The organism is Bradyrhizobium sp. 14AA (assembly GCF_054185205.1).
On sequence record NZ_JAVAYM010000001.1, the window covers coordinates 508,611 to 524,536 of the forward strand.

Below are 15,926 nucleotides of genomic sequence, written 5' to 3' on the forward strand. Positions count from 1 at the left end.
TTCAGACGCTGCCGCGCTCGACCAGGAACAGATCGACCGCGCGCCGCTGCTCGGCGAGCTGGGTACCGGCCAGGCGCGCCAGCAGCAGTTCGCCCGCGATACGCCCCATGGCCGCCGCATCGAAGGAAATGGTGGTGAGGCCGGGCGTGATCTGATCGGCGACGTCGTTGTCGCCGAAGCCGAGCACGGCGAGATCGCGCGGCACCGACAGGCCGCGGGCGCGGGCCTCGATCAGCGCGCCGGTCGCGAGCAAATCGTTGGCGCAGAACACGGCATCGACGTCGCCGCCGCGCTCCATCAGCGCGGTGAACGCGGCGCGGCCGTCGGCGAGGCCGGTGATCTCGCCGAGGCCGATCTCGTGGACGATCTCGAGGCCCAGCTGAGCCGCCGCAGCACGAAACCCGTCGCGGCGCAGCGCGCCACGGCCGCTGGTGCGACCGATGAAGGCGACGCGGCGATGTCCGGCCTCAGCCAGCCTGCGCGCCGCCATCGCGCCGGCGTCCGCGTTGGGCAGACCCACCAGCATGTCGATGGGATCGCGCGGATAGGCCCAGGTCTCGATCACTGGAATGCCGAGCTCCAGCAGCGCTGCGCGGTTCTCCTCGAGCTCGATCACGCCGGTGAACATCACCGCCGCGGGGCGGATGCCGCGCAGCGACTGGATCATCGCGACCTCCTTGGCATAGGAGTAGGAGGTCTGGCCGATCAGCACTTCAAAGCCTTCCGGCTCCAGCGTGGCGGCGAAGCTGCGGACCGCGAGGCCAAACTGCTGGCTGAGGATGTTGGAGACGAAGGCCATCACGACGTTCGACCGCCCCGAGCGCAGCGCGCGGGCATGCGGGTTGGAGGCGTAGCCGGTTGCCTCGATCACTTCGAGAATGCGCTCGCGCGTCTCGCGATTGACCTTCTCGGGATGACGCAGCACCCGCGACACCGTGATCGGCGCAACGCCCGCGCGCTCCGCGACCTCCTCGATGCGCGGCGGCCGTCCGGTCGCACTGCTGCGCCCCGGCGGCGCCGGGATGCGCACCACGTCGTCATAGCTCGGCTTTGCCGGATCGGTCATCGATTCCCGAGATTAGTTGATGTCGGCAACGTCTCCAAAGCTCAACGCGCCACCTCGTCGCGCGACAGCGCGCGGCCGACCTGGACCAGGCAGTCGCCGCTCTGGCTGTCGGTGTGCAGGCGCTGCGAGATCACGATGCCGTCGGCGGGGAAGCGCAGCACTTCTTCAGCCAGCTCCGGACGCTCGAAATCATGATACCAGCCGGCGATGTCGCCGGCCGCAACGCGCGCGCCAACCATGACGGCGGGCTCGAACCAGCCGCGGCGGGTCGCGAACACCGCCTGCGCATGGCTCTGCAGCGCCAGCAGCTCGGTGGCGCGCTCGACCGGCGCATGCGGCCCCAGCACCGGGGCCTGGACGAGGCCAAGTGCCAGCAGCAGGCGATCGACGGCACGCGCGGTGAACGCCATGGTCTGCGGCGTGACGGTGCCGCCACCGCCGAACTCGCCGGACAGCCCGATCGCGCCGGCGCGCGCGGCCGCCGCCATCGAGGTCGGGGCGGTGGCGCCGTTCTCGGCGACGAAGGCGAAGGGCATCCCTAACCCCTCCATCAGGCACAGCGCGTGGCCGAACATCTCGGGCGGTCCCTGTCGCTCGATCAGCGCGCAAGGCACATGCGCCATCGAGGTGCCGCCGGAATGGATATCGAACACCACGTCGTGGCGCGGAAACAGCTCGTGCTCGAGGAAATGCGCCAGACGAAACGTCGGCGTGCCCGCGGCATCGCCCGGGAAGGCCCGGTTGAGATTGCCCTCGTCGAGCGGCGAGCGGCGCCGCGCCGCCATCACGGCGGGCAGGTTGGCGAAGGGCAGGATGGTGATTTCGCCCTTGACGGCCCCGGCATCGAGCCGGCGATACAGCCGCGTCAGCGTGATCTCGCCCTCATATTCGTCGCCGTGATTGCCGGCCATCAACAACAGCTTTGGGCCGGCGCCGTTCTTGATCCGGAAGATCGGGATCTTGAGCTGGTAGTAGGGGGAGCGGTCGATCGAGAAGGGAATGCCGAGATGGCCGGACCATTTCTGGTCCTTCTCGAAATCGATCTCGTGAAACAGTCCGGTATGCATGGCTTGCCTCGGGGCCGCGCCGTCGCCGGCGCCGGCCGAAGGTTGGAAGATCTGGGCTTTAGAGCAGGGCGACCGCGGTCATCTCGACGCGCAAATCGGGATCTGCGAGACGCGCTTCGACACAGGCGCGCGCCGGCGGGTTGGCCGGGTCGATCCAGGCGTCATAGACCGAGTTCATCGTGTCGAAATCGGTGATGTGCGGCAGGAAGACGTTGACCGCGATCAGCTTCGAGCGGTCGGAGCCGGCTTCCTTCAGCAGTGCGTCGATCTTGGCCAGCACCTGCTGGGTCTGTGACACGATGCCGGTCTTGCGGTCGTCGGCGACCTGGCCGGCGATGTGGACCATGCCGCCGGCGGCGACGGCCTGGCTCATGCGGGAGCCGACGACGTAACGTTTGATCATCTCGAATTCTCCTCGTGAAGGGGGCTCCCGCGCAGACCGCGGGAGCCTGTCTGAAACTTACAGCGTCGGCAGCGTCTGCTCTTCCTTGAACCATTTCAGTTGCAGCGCGCCGAGCTTGCCGTTGAGCTTGTTGGTGAAAATGTCGGTGTTGATCCAGTTGAGCAGGTTCTGCTCGCCCTGGCGCACGCCGACATGGGCCGGCGACTGGCGGATCAGGAATTTCAGCTCGACCTCCTTGGTCGGGTTCTGCTCCTGCACCTTCAGCGCGATCGCGCTGTTCTCCGCGAAGGTGTCGGCCTGGCCGGCGAGATAGGCGGCGAGCGCCGCCGGCGTGTCCTCGAAGCGCACCAGCTTCACCTTCGGCGCGTTGTCGGTGAGCCAGACGTCGAGCGTCGAGCCCTTGGACACCGCAACGCTGCGGCCGTCGAGATTGTCAGGCTTCTTGCCGGTCGCGGCGGGAAGCGACTTGGCGCCGTAGACGCCGAGATTCACCACCGCATAGGGCTGCGAGAACATCACCTGCTGGGCGCGCTCGGGCGTGGCGCCGAGACCCGCGATCAGCATGTCGATCTTGTCCGAGAGCAGGCTCGGGATGCGCGCGGCACCCGTCACCGGCACGAGTTCGAGCTTCACGCCCATGTCGGCGGCGATCAGCCGCGCGAGGTCTGCATCGAGGCCGGCAATCTCGCCCTTGTCGTCCTTGAAGCCCCACGGCGCGGCATCGGTCAGAATGCCGACGCGCAGCTTGCCGGAGCCGAGCACGTCCTGGAGCTTGTCGGCCTGCGCGAGGGTGGGGGCAGCGAGCACGGCGAGCGCCGTGGCTGCGATCGCAAAGAGGGACTTCAATGGTGTCATGACTCTCTCCTGGTGGCGGATGGGTGGTTGATCATTTCGCGGAGGCGATGAAGCTTGCGAGCTCGGGGGTCTCGGGGTTGGCGAACAGTTTGGCCGGCGGTCCCTGTTCCCAGACGCGGCCCTGATGCATGAAGACGATGCGGTCGGCGACGTTGCGGGCAAAGCCCATCTCGTGGGTGACGAGGATCATGGTCATGCCTTGCTTCGCCATCGCCTCCATCACCTTCAACACTTCACCGACGAGCTCGGGGTCGAGCGCCGAGGTCACCTCGTCGAACAGCATGAGGTGAGGGGCCATGGCGAGGCAGCGCGCGATGGCGACGCGCTGCTGCTGGCCGCCGGAGAGCTGCTCCGGCCAGGCGTCGATCTTGTCGGCGAGGCCGACGCGGGTCAGCACATCTTCTGCCAGCGCCCGCGCGCGGGCCTTCTCGACGCGGCCGGTGAGGAGCGGGGCCAGCGTGATGTTGCGCTCGACCTTCAGATGCGGAAACAAATTGAAGGCCTGGAATACGATGCCGACACGCTGACGGAATTTCTTGAGGTCAGGCATCTTCGCGTGGACCTTCTCGCCCTCGACGCGGATCTCGCCGGTATCGACGCTCTCCAGCGCGTTGATGCAGCGGAGCAGCGTCGACTTGCCCGAGCCCGAGCGGCCGATGATGGTGACGATCTCGCCTTCCTCGACGTCGAGCGAGACGCCCTTGAGCACCTCGACCTTGCCGAATGTCTTGTGCACGTCGCGAATTTCAACGAGAGCCATCGAGGCGGGCCTCCAAAGAGCGGGACCAGAGCGTGAGCGGCAGGCACAGCGCGAAATAGATCGCGGCGACCAGCGCGTAGGTGAGCAGCGGCTGGAACGTCGCCGCGCTCACCACTTGCCCGGCGCGGGCAAGCTCGACGAAGCCGAGGATCGAGGCGAGCGAGGTGCCCTTGATGAGCTGCACCAGGAAGCCGACGGTCGGCGGCAGCGACAGCCGCAGCGCCTGCGGCGCGATGATGTGGCGGAACTGCTGCCAGGCGGAGAGGCCGAGGCAGCTACCTGCTTCCCATTGCGCCTGCTTCACGGCCTCCAGTCCGCCGCGCCAGATCTCGCCGAGGAAGGCAGCGGTGTAGAGCGTGTAGGCGACGGTGACGGCCACGAGCGCCGGCACCTGGATGCCGAGGAAAACCGGCATGCCGAAATAGAAGAAGAACAACAGGCCGAGCAGCGGCACGCTCTGGATCACCTGGATGCACGCCGCCATCGTCCAGCGCAGGCCTGCAAAGCGGCTGATGCGGCCCGTGGCGAAGCCGAGCGCCAGCGGCGCGCCGAAGGCGAGCGCGAGCACGACGAGCGCAACCGTCCAGCGCAGCGCGGTGAACAGCGAGACGAAGTCGATGAGGGAGAAGGATCGCATCGCCCGGTCCCTCAGCGCCGTCGCGGCCAGCGGAAGGCCGCTGCACCGAGAATCGCGAACAGCGCCTTGAACGACATCGCCATCGCGAAATAGACCACGCAGATCACCGCATAGACCTCGAAGCTGCGATAGGTGCGGCTCTCGATGAAGCCCGCGACGTGAAACAACTCGTCGGCGGCAACTTGCGAGGCGAGCGAGGTGCCGAGCAGCAGCAGCACGAACTGGCTGGTCACGGCCGGATAGGCGTTGCGCAGCGCGGGCGGCAGGACGATGTGGCGAAACACCTGCCAGCCGGAGAGGCCGAGGCACTGGCCGGCCTCGACCTGGCTGCGCGGAATGGAATCGAGCCCTGAGCGGATGATCTCGACCGAGTAGGCGCCGAAATACAGCGACAGCGCGACCGCGGCGGCTTCGAACGCCGGCAGCTTCAGCCCGAAGTTCGGAAGCACGAAGAACACGATGAAGATCTGGATCAGCGACGGCGTGTTGCGGAACAGCTCGATGTAGCCGCGCACCAGCCAGCGCAGCGGCGTGATGCGGCCCTTCAGCGCGACCGCGCCGGCAATGCCGATCACGAGCCCGGCCAGCGCCGAGATCACCGTCAGCTCCAGCGTGACGATGGCGCCGTCGATGAGCTGGTTCTGATAGCGCCACAGCGGCAGGAAATTCATCGCGCCTGCTCTCAGCCGAATTGCGTGGGGAGGGCGCGCGTCACGACGCCGTCGGCATCGAGGCCGAAGATCACGCGCCAGCGGTCGAGGCAGGTGCAGGGATGCGAGATGCCGAAGGCGACGATGTCGCCGACCGCAAGCGCGCTGCCAGACGCGACTGACAGGAACGCATGCTGGTCGTTGAGGCGCGTCACTGCCAGCGTCGTGGCGAGCCCCGGTTGCTCGACGCCGTCACGGAACACGCGCAGCGGCACCGGCAAGCCCTGATCGAAGGAGGCATCGCGCATGCCGAAGCCCGCGATCGCAAGCCCGGCTTCGGGGCGCGACAGCACCTCGGCCCAGAGCGTCAGCGCCGGGCGAAATCCTTCGGCTGCCGAGTGTCGCGCGCCGTCGATGACGAGACCACCGCGACGGTCGAGCTCGGCGAAGGCGCGGGCATAGATGCCGTGATCGGCAAAGAATAGCGCGCCGGAACGCAACAGGACGGCGGCGTTGCCGTCGACCTGCGCGATCGGCGTGAGCGCGCGCGCGACGATGTCGAAATAGGCGGAGCCACCGGCGCTGACGATCAGCGGCCGCTTTGGCGCGGCGGCGCGCACCAGCGCGAAGGCCTCGATGGTGCGCTCCATCAGCGCCGCGATCGCGCGCATCGTCTCGTCGGCATCTTGTGTTGCGACCGCACCTTCGTAAGCGGCGACGCCGCCGAGCACGAGCCGATCGGCCGCTAGCACCGCGGCAATCGTCGCCTCGACCGCCGCGCGATCGCGCGCGCCGGCGCGGCCGGCGCCGAGTTCGACCAGCACGGAGAGTTCGTGCCGGCCCGCGACGCGTGCCGCCTCGGCCAGTGCGGCCACCGCCGCCGGTGAATCCGCGAAGGCATGAAGTTCGACATCGGGATACGCGCTCAGGAGCGCGCCGAGCCGCCGGCCGGCTGCGAGCCCGCCGATCTCATTGGCCAGCAGCAGGCGCCGCTCGCCGTTCGCGAGCAGCACGGCGGCCTGCTGGATGTTGGCGACCGTGGTGCCCCAGGCGCCGGCCTCGCGCAGCGCGCGCGCCAACTCCGGCGACATCGGCGTCTTGGCATGGGGTGCGACGCTGACGCCGGCGCTCGCGCACCATTTCAGGAAGAGGTCGCGATTGGCGGTGAAGGCGGCCTCGTCGAGCGTGAGCGCAGGCAGGGCAAGATCGCCGCGCGCGGGAGACCAATGCTGGCCGCCGATGTCCTCGGTTGCGACGCCGTCGACCACGGGAATGCCCCGTGTGGTCGTCGAAAGACGTTGGCTATCCCACCGGGACAAAAACTGCATCGGCGCTCCCTCGGCGGTTCTCGACTGCCGGAATGAACGATATGTCCGAATGACAACGTTGTCATTAGCCAAATCCGACCATTATGGGGACAAGTTTGATGCAATCAGGTATTTAGATAGGGATTGGTGCCTGCGAATTGAGCTAGTGCTCGCCGCCCATCTGGACGAGGACTTCCTCGATGTCGATGTCGAGTTGGCCGGCCGCCCTGAGGTGGCGGACCTCGAGACTGTCCGGCTGGAAGCGGTACTCGACGAGGCCTGTCTCCTTGATCGCGATGCGGTCCTGGCGCGCGTCGTTGATCCTGAAGCCGACCGACGGCGCCCAGACGTGACGCGTGTGGCGCCAGGTGAAGTCGCGGCGCTGGTGCACATGTCCGCTGGCGACGAGGCGCAGATCGACGTTCGAAAACATCTCGATCAACCGTGCCCGCGCCGGCTGCGGCACATAGCGGATCGAGGTCTCAGGGGTCTCGGGGTCGTCGGGCCGGTTGAGAAACAGCGGCTTGTGCACGAACAGCGCGACCGGCTTGCCATTCGTCCGCGAAACCTCCCGGGACAGCCAGTCGAACTGCTCGGCCTCGAAGGCGAGGCCGGAATTCATCGCCAGCGTGTTGAGGCCGATGAAGCGCCAGCCCGCGGCCTCGAACGACCAATGGTCTTCGCCGATGATCTCGCAGAATTGCCGGCGGTGCGCCTCCGCGACCGGCGGCTTCGGCGCAGGTCCGATCGCGGTCGGATTGTCGCCGATGTCGTGATTGCCGGGAATGTAGCGGCAGGCGACGGGCAGGGCGTCGTGCAGGCCTTTGGCGAATGCGACATCGTCGCGGCCGGTCGGCCCGTCGAACGAGACATCGCCGGTGTTGATGACGAGATCGGGCTTGCTGCCGTCAATGTGCTCGCAGACGCGATGGAAGTTCGCGATCAGGCCGGGGAAACGCTGGCCCAGATGGGTGTCGGAAATCTGCGTGAGGCGAAATTCGGACATGGGATCACCATATCCGCGCTGGCTTGTCAGAACGATGACGCGCGCGCGTCGTCCGCGATCGAACAAAGTTTAAAGCACGCGATAACGGATCGTGTAGGAATCCTGCGGCGCGACGGAGCCTGTCATCGGCGAGGCGATGCGGTCGGCGAGGTGCCAGGGGCCGAATTGCTCGGAGCGATGCGGCTCTGCGGGCAGGCGCAGGCGGAATTCGAACGTGCCCTTGCCGGGAAGGTTCACGACCAGCACGCGGTCCGCGGTGCGGTGGTTGAGCGCGACCGCGCCGCGCAGCAGCGCGCGGCCGTCCGCGAGGTCGCGCACGCCGTCGACCAGTGCGAGCGTCTGGTTGCGGTCGGTATGCAGCTCGATCTGGGTGTCGGTCACCGCCGTCAGCGTCTCCCTGGGCATGCGGATCTCGAACTCGACCGCGGGTTTTGACGGGTTGAGGCCGAGATAGGCGAGCGCGGCGTGGCGCATGTCGTAGGCGGCAAAGGCGAACAGGACGAGCGCAGCCAGCGTCGCAAGGCCATGCCTGGCGACGTCGCGCCAGGTCCGGTAGCTCAGGCGGAAATACACCGTCATCGCCAGGGCCACGGCGAGCGCCGCCGCGATACCCGATAGCGCCGACATCAGGATGCCGAGCTGGCCGTCAGAGGATTCGGCGAAAGAGCCGATCAGGCCACCGATCTGGCTGAAGCGCGTGTTCATGGCGCAGTTCTCGCCTCACGCCCCGAAAAGGGGCCGAAATGACTTTAACTACCGGTGGTTGGTCGCAAGACCGGGAACACCGGTTCAACTCGCTGATTGTCAGCGTCAGAAGTCGCGGCTAATGACGGTCCGCGGTGTTCCGCCTTACGGGAAAGTTCCGATGTCCGTTCAAATGGTCTTGCTGCCGGTCTTCGTGCAGGTCGGCCTCACCTTCGCGCTGCTGATCGGCATGGCCTTGGCGCGGCGGCGTTCGCTGGTCTCGGGCGAGACCAAGATCCGCGACATTGCGCTCGGCGAGCCGAACTGGCCGAAGGGCGCCACGCAATTTGCCAATTGCTACCGCAACCAGTTCGAATTGCCGGTGCTGTTCTACGCCCTGATCGCGCTGGCGATGCCCCTGCGCCACGCCGATCTCTTCATCGTGCTGATGTCCTGGGTGTTCGTGGTGACGCGCTTTGCCCATGCCGGCGTGTTCGTCTCCTCGAACGATCTCGGCCGGCGCTCCACGATCTGGCTCGCCGGCGTGCTGGTGCTGCTGGTGATGTGGATCTACTTCGCCCTGAGAATGCTGTTGCTGATCTGACTCTTGCTGGTCGGATTTCATCTGCAGGCTTCACTGCAGGTTTTACTGAAAGATTCAAATGACTCCCGCTGCCCGGCTGTCCGCAGCCATCGAACTGATCGACACCATCGAGAAAGACCGCGTGCCCGCGGCGAAGGCGCTGAAGGAGTGGGGCACCGCGCACCGCTTTGCAGGCTCCGGCGACCGCGCCGCGATTGCCGGCCTCGTCTGGGACGTGCTGCGCCGCTACGCCTCGAGCGCCTGGCTGATGGATGCAGACACCGCGCGTGCAAGGCTGATCGGCATGCTCCGCCTCGAACGCGATATGGACGTGGCCACCATGGCCGCGCTGTTCGACGGCAGCCGGTTTGCGCCGGCACCGCTGACCGAGGCCGAGCAGGCCGCGCTGGCCTCGCGTTCCCTCGACAATGCGCCGGCTGCGATCGCCGGCGACTATCCCGAATGGCTCGACCCGCATTTTGCAAAAGTGTTCGGCGAGGACCGCGCGGCGGAGGCGGCCGCGATGGCAAGCCGGGCGCCGCTGGATTTGCGCGTCAACACGCTAAAATCCAATCGCGACAAGGTGCTGCGCTCGCTTGCTCATCTTCATGCGAAACCGACGCCCTGGTCCGCAAACGGCCTGCGCATCGCGCTTTCCGCCGATGCGCGCAGTCCCGGCATCCAGGCCGAGGAGGATTTCATCAAGGGCGCGGTTGAAGTGCAGGATGAGGGATCGCAGCTTGCGGCCCAGTTCACCGCGGCAAAACCCGGCGAGCAGGTGATCGATCTCTGCGCCGGCGCGGGCGGCAAGACGCTGGCGCTCGCAGCCATGATGCAGGGCAAGGGCCGGCTGATCGCGACCGACAGCGACAAGCGCCAGCTCGCCCCGATCCACGAACGCCTGTCGCGCGCCGGCGTCCACAATGCCGACATTCGCACGCCCAAGGGCGAGGCCGATCCGCTGGCCGACATCCGCGGCACAGCCGATCTGGTCGTGATCGATGCGCCCTGCACGGGAACTGGAACCTGGCGCCGGAACCCCGACGCCAAATGGCGGATGCGGCCGGGCGCGCTGGAGATTCGCCTGCGCGATCAGGCCGAGGTGCTGGAGCGGGCGGTTCCCCTGGTGAAGCCAGGTGGCCGCATCGCCTACATCACCTGCTCGGTACTGCCTGAAGAGAACGGTGAGCAGGTGAGGGCGTTCGTCGCCCGCCATGGCGAATTCGCGGTGGTGCCGCCCGAGCAGACCGCAAGCGTGCTCTGGGACAAGGCGGAGGAGTTTGCGCAAGCCGCGTTGCAATCGCCGGAGGGCTGGCTGATGACGCCGCGCCGCACCGGAACCGATGGCTTCTTCGTCTCGGTGCTGAGGAAATCGTAGCTCTCGTAGGGTGGGCAAAGCCTCCGTCGTCGCTCGGAGAGCGATGACGAAGGCGTGCCCACCATGACTTCCGCGGTCTTGGAACACATGGTGGGCACGGCGCGCGAAGAGCGCGCCTTTGCCCACCCTACGGCACTACGGCAGCGCTGATCGACGTTGTCATTCCACCCAAAACAAAAACCCCGCGAACCGGAACCCGGTCGCGGGGTCTGTAGTCTCACTGCTCTGCCGGTACGTCCGTGGTCAGAGCATTGCGCGGGCGTTAGCCGACGCGGAGATTGTCGGCGGAGGACTTGCCGCTGCGACGATCGGCGACGATGTCGAACGAGACCTTCTGGCCCTCGTTGAGGGTCGAGAGGCCGGCGCGCTCGACGGCGCTGATGTGCACGAACACGTCCTTGTCGCCGTCATCCGGCTGAATGAAACCAAAGCCCTTTTGATTGTTGAACCACTTCACGGTGCCCATAGCCATGGGGATTTCCTTTGTCTGAGAAGATACGCACGTGGACCGGTACGCACCAATGCGCCCTTGATCCTGATGAGTCGATTTTGGAGAAGTCATCTGAAGCGTGCGCGCCCGTCTGAAACGAAGCGAAGCGGCCCAGTCGTTCGGCCAAGTATCGATGATCACAATATAGCGAGATAATTGGGCCACTTCAAGGCACCACCCGTGGCTCGGGATGCCGCGTAACTTTGCTATTTTGCGGTGCAAATTAACCTCGGGCGGCGCCTCAATCGACGATAAACAGCGTCGCCCCGGTCGCCGTGGAGGACCGGTGCGCGGCGTCGCCAAAGTCCGACACCTGGTAGCTCATTCCCGCCGTCAGCTTGAATTTCCGCCCGTCGCGCAATTCGCTGTCGAGCTCGCCCGCGAGCACGTAGAGCACGTGGCCGCGATCGCACCAATGGTCGGCCAGATAACCCGGCGAATACTCGACCATCCGCACCCTGAGGTCGCCGATGTTGAGCGTACGCCACTTGGCCTGGCCGGTCTCGCCGGCATGTGTGGTCGCCTCGACCTTGCTCCAGTCGGTGACGGTGAAGGGGGAGGTGGGGAGTTTCATCGGGGAGGGTCCTGTCTCGGTGCCGGCAGCGCTTGTGTTAGCGCAGGCGGTCGCCGCAGTCTCCAGTCCGTAGGGCGGGCAAAGCTTCCGGCTTCGCTCGAAGAGCGAAGGCGGACGCGTGCCCACCATGCTTCCGTGTCTTGAAAGAGTGGTGGGCACGGCGCTAGCGCGCCTTTGCCCACCCTACGAGTGCTCATCAAGAGGCGGCACTCAATGCCCCAAATGGTTCGCCGACCCCTGCACGATCAGCCCGGCGTCATTCACCCGCAGATATTCGCAGATCTTCTTGCCGCGCTCGTTCGCATAGAACACCACCACGCTGTCCGGGCTCACAAACACATCGATCAGGCTGAAATGCAGCTCCGGCAACAACCCAAGCGCCTTGCCCCAATAGGCGCGCAAGGCATCCTTGCCCCGCACGGTGCCGCTGGCGTCGAATCCCATCGCGGGGATGCGGTCCGAGGTCATCACGGCGGCCTCGTCGTAGAGCGTGAGCACGCGTTCGAGATCGCGCGCGTTCCAGGCCTCGACCCAGGTCCGGCCGAGCGCGGCGAGCGATGCTGGCTGGTGATGCTGTGGCATGACGATCCTCCCTGATCGGCCCCAGTTTGAGCAGCGGGGCAAATTATGTCAATGATACTTACCTATAATGCGCCTGTCCATGCCCAAAGAAGAATGTGGGCGCGCGGCCCGCGCGGTTGCGGGAAAAGCCCCCGTCGCGTATCTGCTGGCCATGACAGCAGCACAGAACGACCGCTCCGCGTCGACGCCCTCCGTGGCCTCGGCGCACGACAAGATTCTCATCGTCGACTTCGGCAGCCAGGTGACGCAGCTGATCGCGCGTCGCGTGCGCGAGGACGGCGTCTATTGCGAGATCGTCCCGTTCAACAAGGCCGAAGCGGCCTTCAACGAGATGAAGCCGAAAGCGGTGATTCTCTCCGGCGGCCCTGAATCGGTGCACGAGGCGGGCTCGCCCCGCGCCCCGCAGGCGATCTTCGATTCCGGCGTGCCCGTGATGGGCATCTGCTACGGCCAGATGACCATGGCGGCCCAGCTCGGCGGCGAGGTCGAGGGCGGCCACCACCGCGAATTCGGCCGCGCCGATGTCGAGGTCAAGGCCGAGAGCAAGCTGTTCGAGGACGTCTGGTCGTCCGGCGGCAAGAACCAGGTCTGGATGAGCCATGGCGACCGCATCACAAAAATGCCGCCGGGCTTCTCCGTCGCCGGCACCTCTCCGAACGCGCCCTTCGCGATCATCCAGGACGAGAAGCGCAAGTACTACGGCCTGATGTTCCACCCCGAAGTGGTGCACACGCCCGACGGCGCGAAACTGATCCGCAACTTCGTCCGCAAGATCGCCGGCCTCACCGGCGACTGGACCATGCGCGCCTTCCGCGAGGAGGAGATCGCCAAGATCCGCGCGCAGGTGGGCAAGGGCAAGGTGATATGCGGCCTCTCCGGCGGCGTCGATTCCGCCGTCGCGGCCGTGCTGATCCACGAAGCCATCGGCGACCAGCTCACTTGCGTGTTCGTCGATCACGGCATGCTGCGTCTCGACGAAGCCAAGACGGTCGTCGACCTGTTCCGCCACCACTACAACATCCCGCTCGTGCACGTGGAGGCCTCGAAGCAGTTCCTCGGCGAGCTCGAAGGCGTCACCGACCCCGAAGTGAAGCGCAAGACCATCGGCCGCCTCTTCATCGAGGTGTTCGAGCAGGAGGCCAAGAAGATCGGCGGCGCCGACTTCCTCGCGCAAGGCACGCTCTACCCCGACGTGATCGAGAGCGTCTCCTTCACCGGCGGCCCCTCGGTAACGATCAAGTCGCACCACAATGTCGGCGGTCTCCCCGAGCGCATGAACATGAAGCTCGTCGAGCCCCTGCGCGAACTGTTCAAGGACGAGGTGCGCAAGCTCGGCTACGAGCTCGGCCTGCCCGAAATCTTCGTCGGCCGCCACCCGTTCCCGGGCCCCGGCCTCGCCATCCGCTGCCCTGGCGACATCACGCGCGACAAGCTCGACATCCTGCGCAAGGCCGATGCCGTCTACATCGACCAGATCCGCAAGCACGGCCTCTACGACGACATCTGGCAGGCCTTTGCCGTGCTGCTCCCGGTGAAGACGGTGGGCGTCATGGGCGACGGCCGCACCTACGACTACGTCGTGGGCCTTCGCGCTGTCACCTCCACCGACGGCATGACCGCGGACTTCTACCAGTTCGACATGAAGTTTTTGGGCGAGACGGCCACGCGCATCATCAACGAGGTGAAGGGCGTGAACCGGGTGGTGTACGACGTGACGAGCAAGCCGCCTGGGACGATTGAGTGGGAATAATTCGGGCCCGTCCGGGACTATCCCGTTCTGTCCAATTGCACGACTTAACAGACTGATTTTACGATCTAAATCGTCATCTGCATTCGAGAACTATCGGCGCGCATAAAACCGGACAGACGGAGCGCCTGACGGTGTCGCCGTCCATTGAAACCATCGATCCCGATCAATACCGTCATACGCGATGCTGCGTCTGACGGTATTTTTCTTTGCCCAAGTGCTTGGAAAACAAAGAGATCTCCAGTCAAACGGGGCTCAAAAATGGCTGACGGTATTTGCCTGGAGGGAAGGTCCTTGCTGACAGACGCTGCGCTTAAGGCGCTGAGACCAAAGGAAAAATCATACAAGGTCACCGACCGAGACGGCATGTACGTGGTTGTGTCACCCGCCGGCACGCTGTCGTTCCGGCTCGACTACCGTCTGCATGGTCGACGCGAGACTGTGGTCCTCGGAAAATACGGCCCGACAGGGTTGTCGCTCGCACGCGCTCGCGAGAAGTGCATCGATGCGAAGCGTGCAGTAGGTGAGGGGCGGTCACCCGCTATCGAGAAGCAGCGCGAGAAACGACGTCTCCTTGAAGCCAGGAGTTTCGGTGAGCTCGGAGAGAAGTGGCTCGTCGCGGCGCCCATGGCCGATAGTACTCGGGCAATGCGGCGATCGATCTTCGAACGCGAACTGCTTCCTGTTTGGCGCAAGCGCCTTTTGAATGAGATCGCACCTGGCGACCTTCGTGTCCATTGCGCTGCCATCGTGGAGCGCGGCGCTCCCGCAACCGCGATCCACGTCCGCGATATCGTGAAGCAGATCTACGGATTTGCGATCCTGCATGGTGAGAAGATCTCCAATCCGGCGGACGAGGTGGGACCCGCGTCGATCGCAAGCTTTGTCCCGAGAGACCGCTCGCTCTCACCGACTGAAATTCGCATCATGCTCAAGCAACTTGATCGCGTCGCGACTTTACCCACCATCAGGCTGGGATTGCGTCTTTATCTGCTCACCATGGTCCGCAAGAGCGAACTGCTCGATGCCACATGGGATGAAGTCGATTTCGAGAATGCGGTCTGGACGATCCCCAAGGAACGCATGAAGCGTTCGAAGGCGCACAACGTGTATCTCTCGAGCCAGGTGCTTGATATCTTCATTGCGCTGAAGACCTGTGCTGGAAATTCAAAGTATGTCTTGCCGTCGCGCTATGACGCCGACGCTCCGATGTCGCGGGCAACGTTCAATCGGGTCACATACTCGGTCGTTGAGCAGGCAAGCAAAGAAGGGCTTCCGCTGCAGGCGTTCACGGTTCATGACCTGCGGAGGACCGCGTCAACTCTTCTGAACGAGCTCGGGTTCAACAGCGACTGGATTGAAAAGTGCCTTGCGCACGAGGACGGACGGTCATCGAGGGGAGTCTACAACAAGGCCGAATACGAGGTGCAGCGTCGTCACATGATGCAGGAGTGGTCCAACATCGTTGATGCCTGGGTGGGTGGCCAGAAATACATCCCGATCCTCATTCCTCCTTCAATGCCGCTCCTGCAGCTCGACCCGGCCCTTTGACCGGCCGGGTTCGTCGCTGCCTCACATCAGGATGAGGCGCACGAGCAGGAGGTGTCGATCTGCGCGCAGCCAGCCATGCTTCGACCTCCGCGAGGTCCCACACGACACACCGAGGCGATAGCGCGAACCGCCTCGGAAACTCGCCGCGCTGCTCCATCTCATAAATGGTGCTTTCGGCGAGCGGGACCATCTCGCGAAGCTGATCTCGGCGAATGGTGCGTTTGATGGGTGTTATTTCCCGACGTGCCATATTGCTGTCCTGCAGGCGATTGAGACCAATAGGTGCTGTGCAACTAAAGCTCCGAGCTCCGCCGGGCAACCGGCTGGCCAACGGGTCGTATAAAAAGAAGTGTTTGGCAGTGTCGGACACGAAGGCGATGCGCATCGGTTTGCTCGCGTGCAGCCCAGGGACAGCATCATGCCGACTCATAAGGCGGGTAGAGCCCGTTTCCGGCGAAGCCGGATGCCCCGAAACTCGCTTGCTTCGACTTCTGAATTGGCCGTTAATCGGACGATGAGTCGGACCGTTCTTTTGATCTTTGCTTCACTCGTTGCGCTCGCTGTCCCTGCATGCGGCGCCGATCTG

The 15,926-nt window shown here is 65.1% G+C and carries 18 protein-coding genes; 4 read left to right on the forward strand and 14 right to left on the reverse strand.

Going from position 1 to position 15,926, the window contains the following annotated elements:
- Nucleotide 1: 1 nt before the first annotated feature.
- The 10 genes from RAD15_RS02230 to RAD15_RS02275 all read right to left on the reverse strand — a co-directional run bounded on the left by RAD15_RS02230 (nt 2) and on the right by RAD15_RS02275 (nt 8,456).
- Nucleotides 2–1,066, reverse strand: a complete 1,065-nt coding sequence (locus RAD15_RS02230) for a LacI family DNA-binding transcriptional regulator (RefSeq protein WP_458173927.1) — start codon at nt 1,064–1,066, stop codon at nt 2–4.
- A gap of 41 nt (nt 1,067–1,107) precedes the next feature.
- On the reverse strand, nt 1,108–2,133 hold the full coding sequence (locus RAD15_RS02235) for a succinylglutamate desuccinylase/aspartoacylase family protein (protein WP_458173929.1): 1,026 nt from the start codon (nt 2,131–2,133) through the stop codon (nt 1,108–1,110).
- A gap of 58 nt (nt 2,134–2,191) precedes the next feature.
- Nucleotides 2,192–2,536 carry a RidA family protein gene (locus tag RAD15_RS02240; RefSeq protein WP_212453444.1) on the reverse strand — a complete coding sequence of 115 codons (345 nt, stop codon included), beginning with the start codon at nt 2,534–2,536 and terminating at the stop codon, nt 2,192–2,194.
- A 57-nt stretch (nt 2,537–2,593) separates the two neighbouring features.
- Nucleotides 2,594–3,391, reverse strand: coding sequence for a transporter substrate-binding domain-containing protein (locus tag RAD15_RS02245; RefSeq protein ID WP_458173932.1), 798 nt, complete (start codon nt 3,389–3,391; stop codon nt 2,594–2,596).
- 31 nt (nt 3,392–3,422) lie between these two features.
- Entirely contained in the window at nt 3,423–4,151 is a 729-nt protein-coding gene (locus RAD15_RS02250; RefSeq protein ID WP_458173934.1) for an amino acid ABC transporter ATP-binding protein, read from the reverse strand.
- A complete protein-coding gene (locus RAD15_RS02255) occupies nt 4,138–4,788 on the reverse strand; it encodes an amino acid ABC transporter permease (RefSeq protein WP_458173936.1) in 651 nt (216 codons plus the stop codon). The genes RAD15_RS02250 and RAD15_RS02255 overlap by 14 nt, the downstream gene beginning before the upstream one ends.
- A gap of 11 nt (nt 4,789–4,799) precedes the next feature.
- Nucleotides 4,800–5,459: an amino acid ABC transporter permease gene (locus RAD15_RS02260; protein WP_458173938.1), complete on the reverse strand. Its 660-nt coding sequence runs from the start codon at nt 5,457–5,459 to the stop codon at nt 4,800–4,802.
- An 11-nt stretch (nt 5,460–5,470) separates the two neighbouring features.
- A complete protein-coding gene (locus RAD15_RS02265; RefSeq protein WP_458173940.1) occupies nt 5,471–6,766 on the reverse strand; it encodes an alanine racemase in 1,296 nt (431 codons plus the stop codon).
- Nucleotides 6,767–6,908: 142 nt separating this feature from the next.
- The gene (locus RAD15_RS02270; RefSeq protein ID WP_458173942.1) at nt 6,909–7,751 is read right to left on the reverse strand and encodes a metallophosphoesterase family protein; all 843 of its coding nucleotides are present in this window, start codon (nt 7,749–7,751) and stop codon (nt 6,909–6,911) included.
- Nucleotides 7,752–7,820: 69 nt separating this feature from the next.
- Nucleotides 7,821–8,456 (reverse strand): acriflavin resistance protein, encoded by a 636-nt coding sequence (locus tag RAD15_RS02275; protein ID WP_458173944.1) that lies wholly within the window; start codon nt 8,454–8,456, stop codon nt 7,821–7,823.
- Between the two features lie 160 nt (nt 8,457–8,616).
- Here RAD15_RS02275 and RAD15_RS02280 point away from each other — a divergent pair, with 160 nt between their 5' ends.
- Both RAD15_RS02280 and RAD15_RS02285 read left to right on the forward strand, forming a co-directional pair.
- Nucleotides 8,617–9,039 carry an MAPEG family protein gene (locus RAD15_RS02280; protein ID WP_458173946.1) on the forward strand — a complete coding sequence of 141 codons (423 nt, stop codon included), beginning with the start codon at nt 8,617–8,619 and terminating at the stop codon, nt 9,037–9,039.
- Between the two features lie 58 nt (nt 9,040–9,097).
- Nucleotides 9,098–10,396: an RsmB/NOP family class I SAM-dependent RNA methyltransferase gene (locus RAD15_RS02285; RefSeq protein WP_458173948.1), complete on the forward strand. Its 1,299-nt coding sequence runs from the start codon at nt 9,098–9,100 to the stop codon at nt 10,394–10,396.
- Nucleotides 10,397–10,658: 262 nt separating this feature from the next.
- Here RAD15_RS02285 and RAD15_RS02290 read toward each other — a convergent pair whose 3' ends face one another.
- The 3 genes from RAD15_RS02290 to RAD15_RS02300 form a co-directional block, all read right to left on the reverse strand.
- The gene (locus RAD15_RS02290) at nt 10,659–10,868 is read right to left on the reverse strand and encodes a cold-shock protein (RefSeq protein WP_007592195.1); all 210 of its coding nucleotides are present in this window, start codon (nt 10,866–10,868) and stop codon (nt 10,659–10,661) included.
- A 259-nt stretch (nt 10,869–11,127) separates the two neighbouring features.
- On the reverse strand, nt 11,128–11,460 hold the full coding sequence (locus RAD15_RS02295) for a DHCW motif cupin fold protein (RefSeq protein ID WP_063684335.1): 333 nt from the start codon (nt 11,458–11,460) through the stop codon (nt 11,128–11,130).
- A 210-nt stretch (nt 11,461–11,670) separates the two neighbouring features.
- A complete protein-coding gene (locus RAD15_RS02300) occupies nt 11,671–12,042 on the reverse strand; it encodes a nuclear transport factor 2 family protein (protein ID WP_458173951.1) in 372 nt (123 codons plus the stop codon).
- Nucleotides 12,043–12,193: 151 nt separating this feature from the next.
- On the opposite strand from RAD15_RS02300, the gene guaA reads away from it, so the two are divergent.
- Nucleotides 12,194–13,792 (forward strand): glutamine-hydrolyzing GMP synthase, encoded by a 1,599-nt coding sequence (gene guaA / locus RAD15_RS02305; RefSeq protein ID WP_458173953.1) that lies wholly within the window; start codon nt 12,194–12,196, stop codon nt 13,790–13,792.
- A gap of 291 nt (nt 13,793–14,083) precedes the next feature.
- Nucleotides 14,084–15,340 (forward strand): tyrosine-type recombinase/integrase, encoded by a 1,257-nt coding sequence (locus RAD15_RS02310; RefSeq protein ID WP_458174993.1) that lies wholly within the window; start codon nt 14,084–14,086, stop codon nt 15,338–15,340.
- Here RAD15_RS02310 and RAD15_RS02315 read toward each other — a convergent pair.
- Nucleotides 15,294–15,590, reverse strand: coding sequence for a helix-turn-helix transcriptional regulator (locus RAD15_RS02315; RefSeq protein ID WP_458174995.1), 297 nt, complete (start codon nt 15,588–15,590; stop codon nt 15,294–15,296). The two genes, RAD15_RS02310 and RAD15_RS02315, sit on opposite strands and share 47 nt — an antisense overlap.
- Nucleotides 15,591–15,926 lie beyond the last annotated feature (336 nt).

What these genes read in the sequence shown, in the direction of transcription:
- RAD15_RS02285 (WP_458173948.1), top strand. Translation starts at nt 9,098, where the DNA reads ATGACTCCCGCTGCCCGGCTGTCCGCAGCCATCGAACTGATCGACACC.
- RAD15_RS02270 (WP_458173942.1), bottom strand. Translation starts at nt 7,751, where the DNA reads ATGTCCGAATTTCGCCTCACGCAGATTTCCGACACCCATCTGGGCCAG.
- RAD15_RS02260 (WP_458173938.1), bottom strand. Translation starts at nt 5,459, where the DNA reads ATGAATTTCCTGCCGCTGTGGCGCTATCAGAACCAGCTCATCGACGGC.
- RAD15_RS02240 (WP_212453444.1), bottom strand. Translation starts at nt 2,536, where the DNA reads ATGATCAAACGTTACGTCGTCGGCTCCCGCATGAGCCAGGCCGTCGCC.
- RAD15_RS02290 (WP_007592195.1), bottom strand. Translation starts at nt 10,868, where the DNA reads ATGGCTATGGGCACCGTGAAGTGGTTCAACAATCAAAAGGGCTTTGGT.
- RAD15_RS02295 (WP_063684335.1), bottom strand. Translation starts at nt 11,460, where the DNA reads ATGAAACTCCCCACCTCCCCCTTCACCGTCACCGACTGGAGCAAGGTC.
- RAD15_RS02265 (WP_458173940.1), bottom strand. Translation starts at nt 6,766, where the DNA reads ATGCAGTTTTTGTCCCGGTGGGATAGCCAACGTCTTTCGACGACCACA.
- RAD15_RS02245 (WP_458173932.1), bottom strand. Translation starts at nt 3,391, where the DNA reads ATGACACCATTGAAGTCCCTCTTTGCGATCGCAGCCACGGCGCTCGCC.
- RAD15_RS02300 (WP_458173951.1), bottom strand. Translation starts at nt 12,042, where the DNA reads ATGCCACAGCATCACCAGCCAGCATCGCTCGCCGCGCTCGGCCGGACC.
- RAD15_RS02230 (WP_458173927.1), bottom strand. Translation starts at nt 1,066, where the DNA reads ATGACCGATCCGGCAAAGCCGAGCTATGACGACGTGGTGCGCATCCCG.
- RAD15_RS02280 (WP_458173946.1), top strand. Translation starts at nt 8,617, where the DNA reads ATGTCCGTTCAAATGGTCTTGCTGCCGGTCTTCGTGCAGGTCGGCCTC.
- RAD15_RS02250 (WP_458173934.1), bottom strand. Translation starts at nt 4,151, where the DNA reads ATGGCTCTCGTTGAAATTCGCGACGTGCACAAGACATTCGGCAAGGTC.
- RAD15_RS02315 (WP_458174995.1), bottom strand. Translation starts at nt 15,590, where the DNA reads ATGGCACGTCGGGAAATAACACCCATCAAACGCACCATTCGCCGAGAT.
- RAD15_RS02235 (WP_458173929.1), bottom strand. Translation starts at nt 2,133, where the DNA reads ATGCATACCGGACTGTTTCACGAGATCGATTTCGAGAAGGACCAGAAA.
- guaA (WP_458173953.1), top strand. Translation starts at nt 12,194, where the DNA reads ATGACAGCAGCACAGAACGACCGCTCCGCGTCGACGCCCTCCGTGGCC.
- RAD15_RS02275 (WP_458173944.1), bottom strand. Translation starts at nt 8,456, where the DNA reads ATGAACACGCGCTTCAGCCAGATCGGTGGCCTGATCGGCTCTTTCGCC.
- RAD15_RS02255 (WP_458173936.1), bottom strand. Translation starts at nt 4,788, where the DNA reads ATGCGATCCTTCTCCCTCATCGACTTCGTCTCGCTGTTCACCGCGCTG.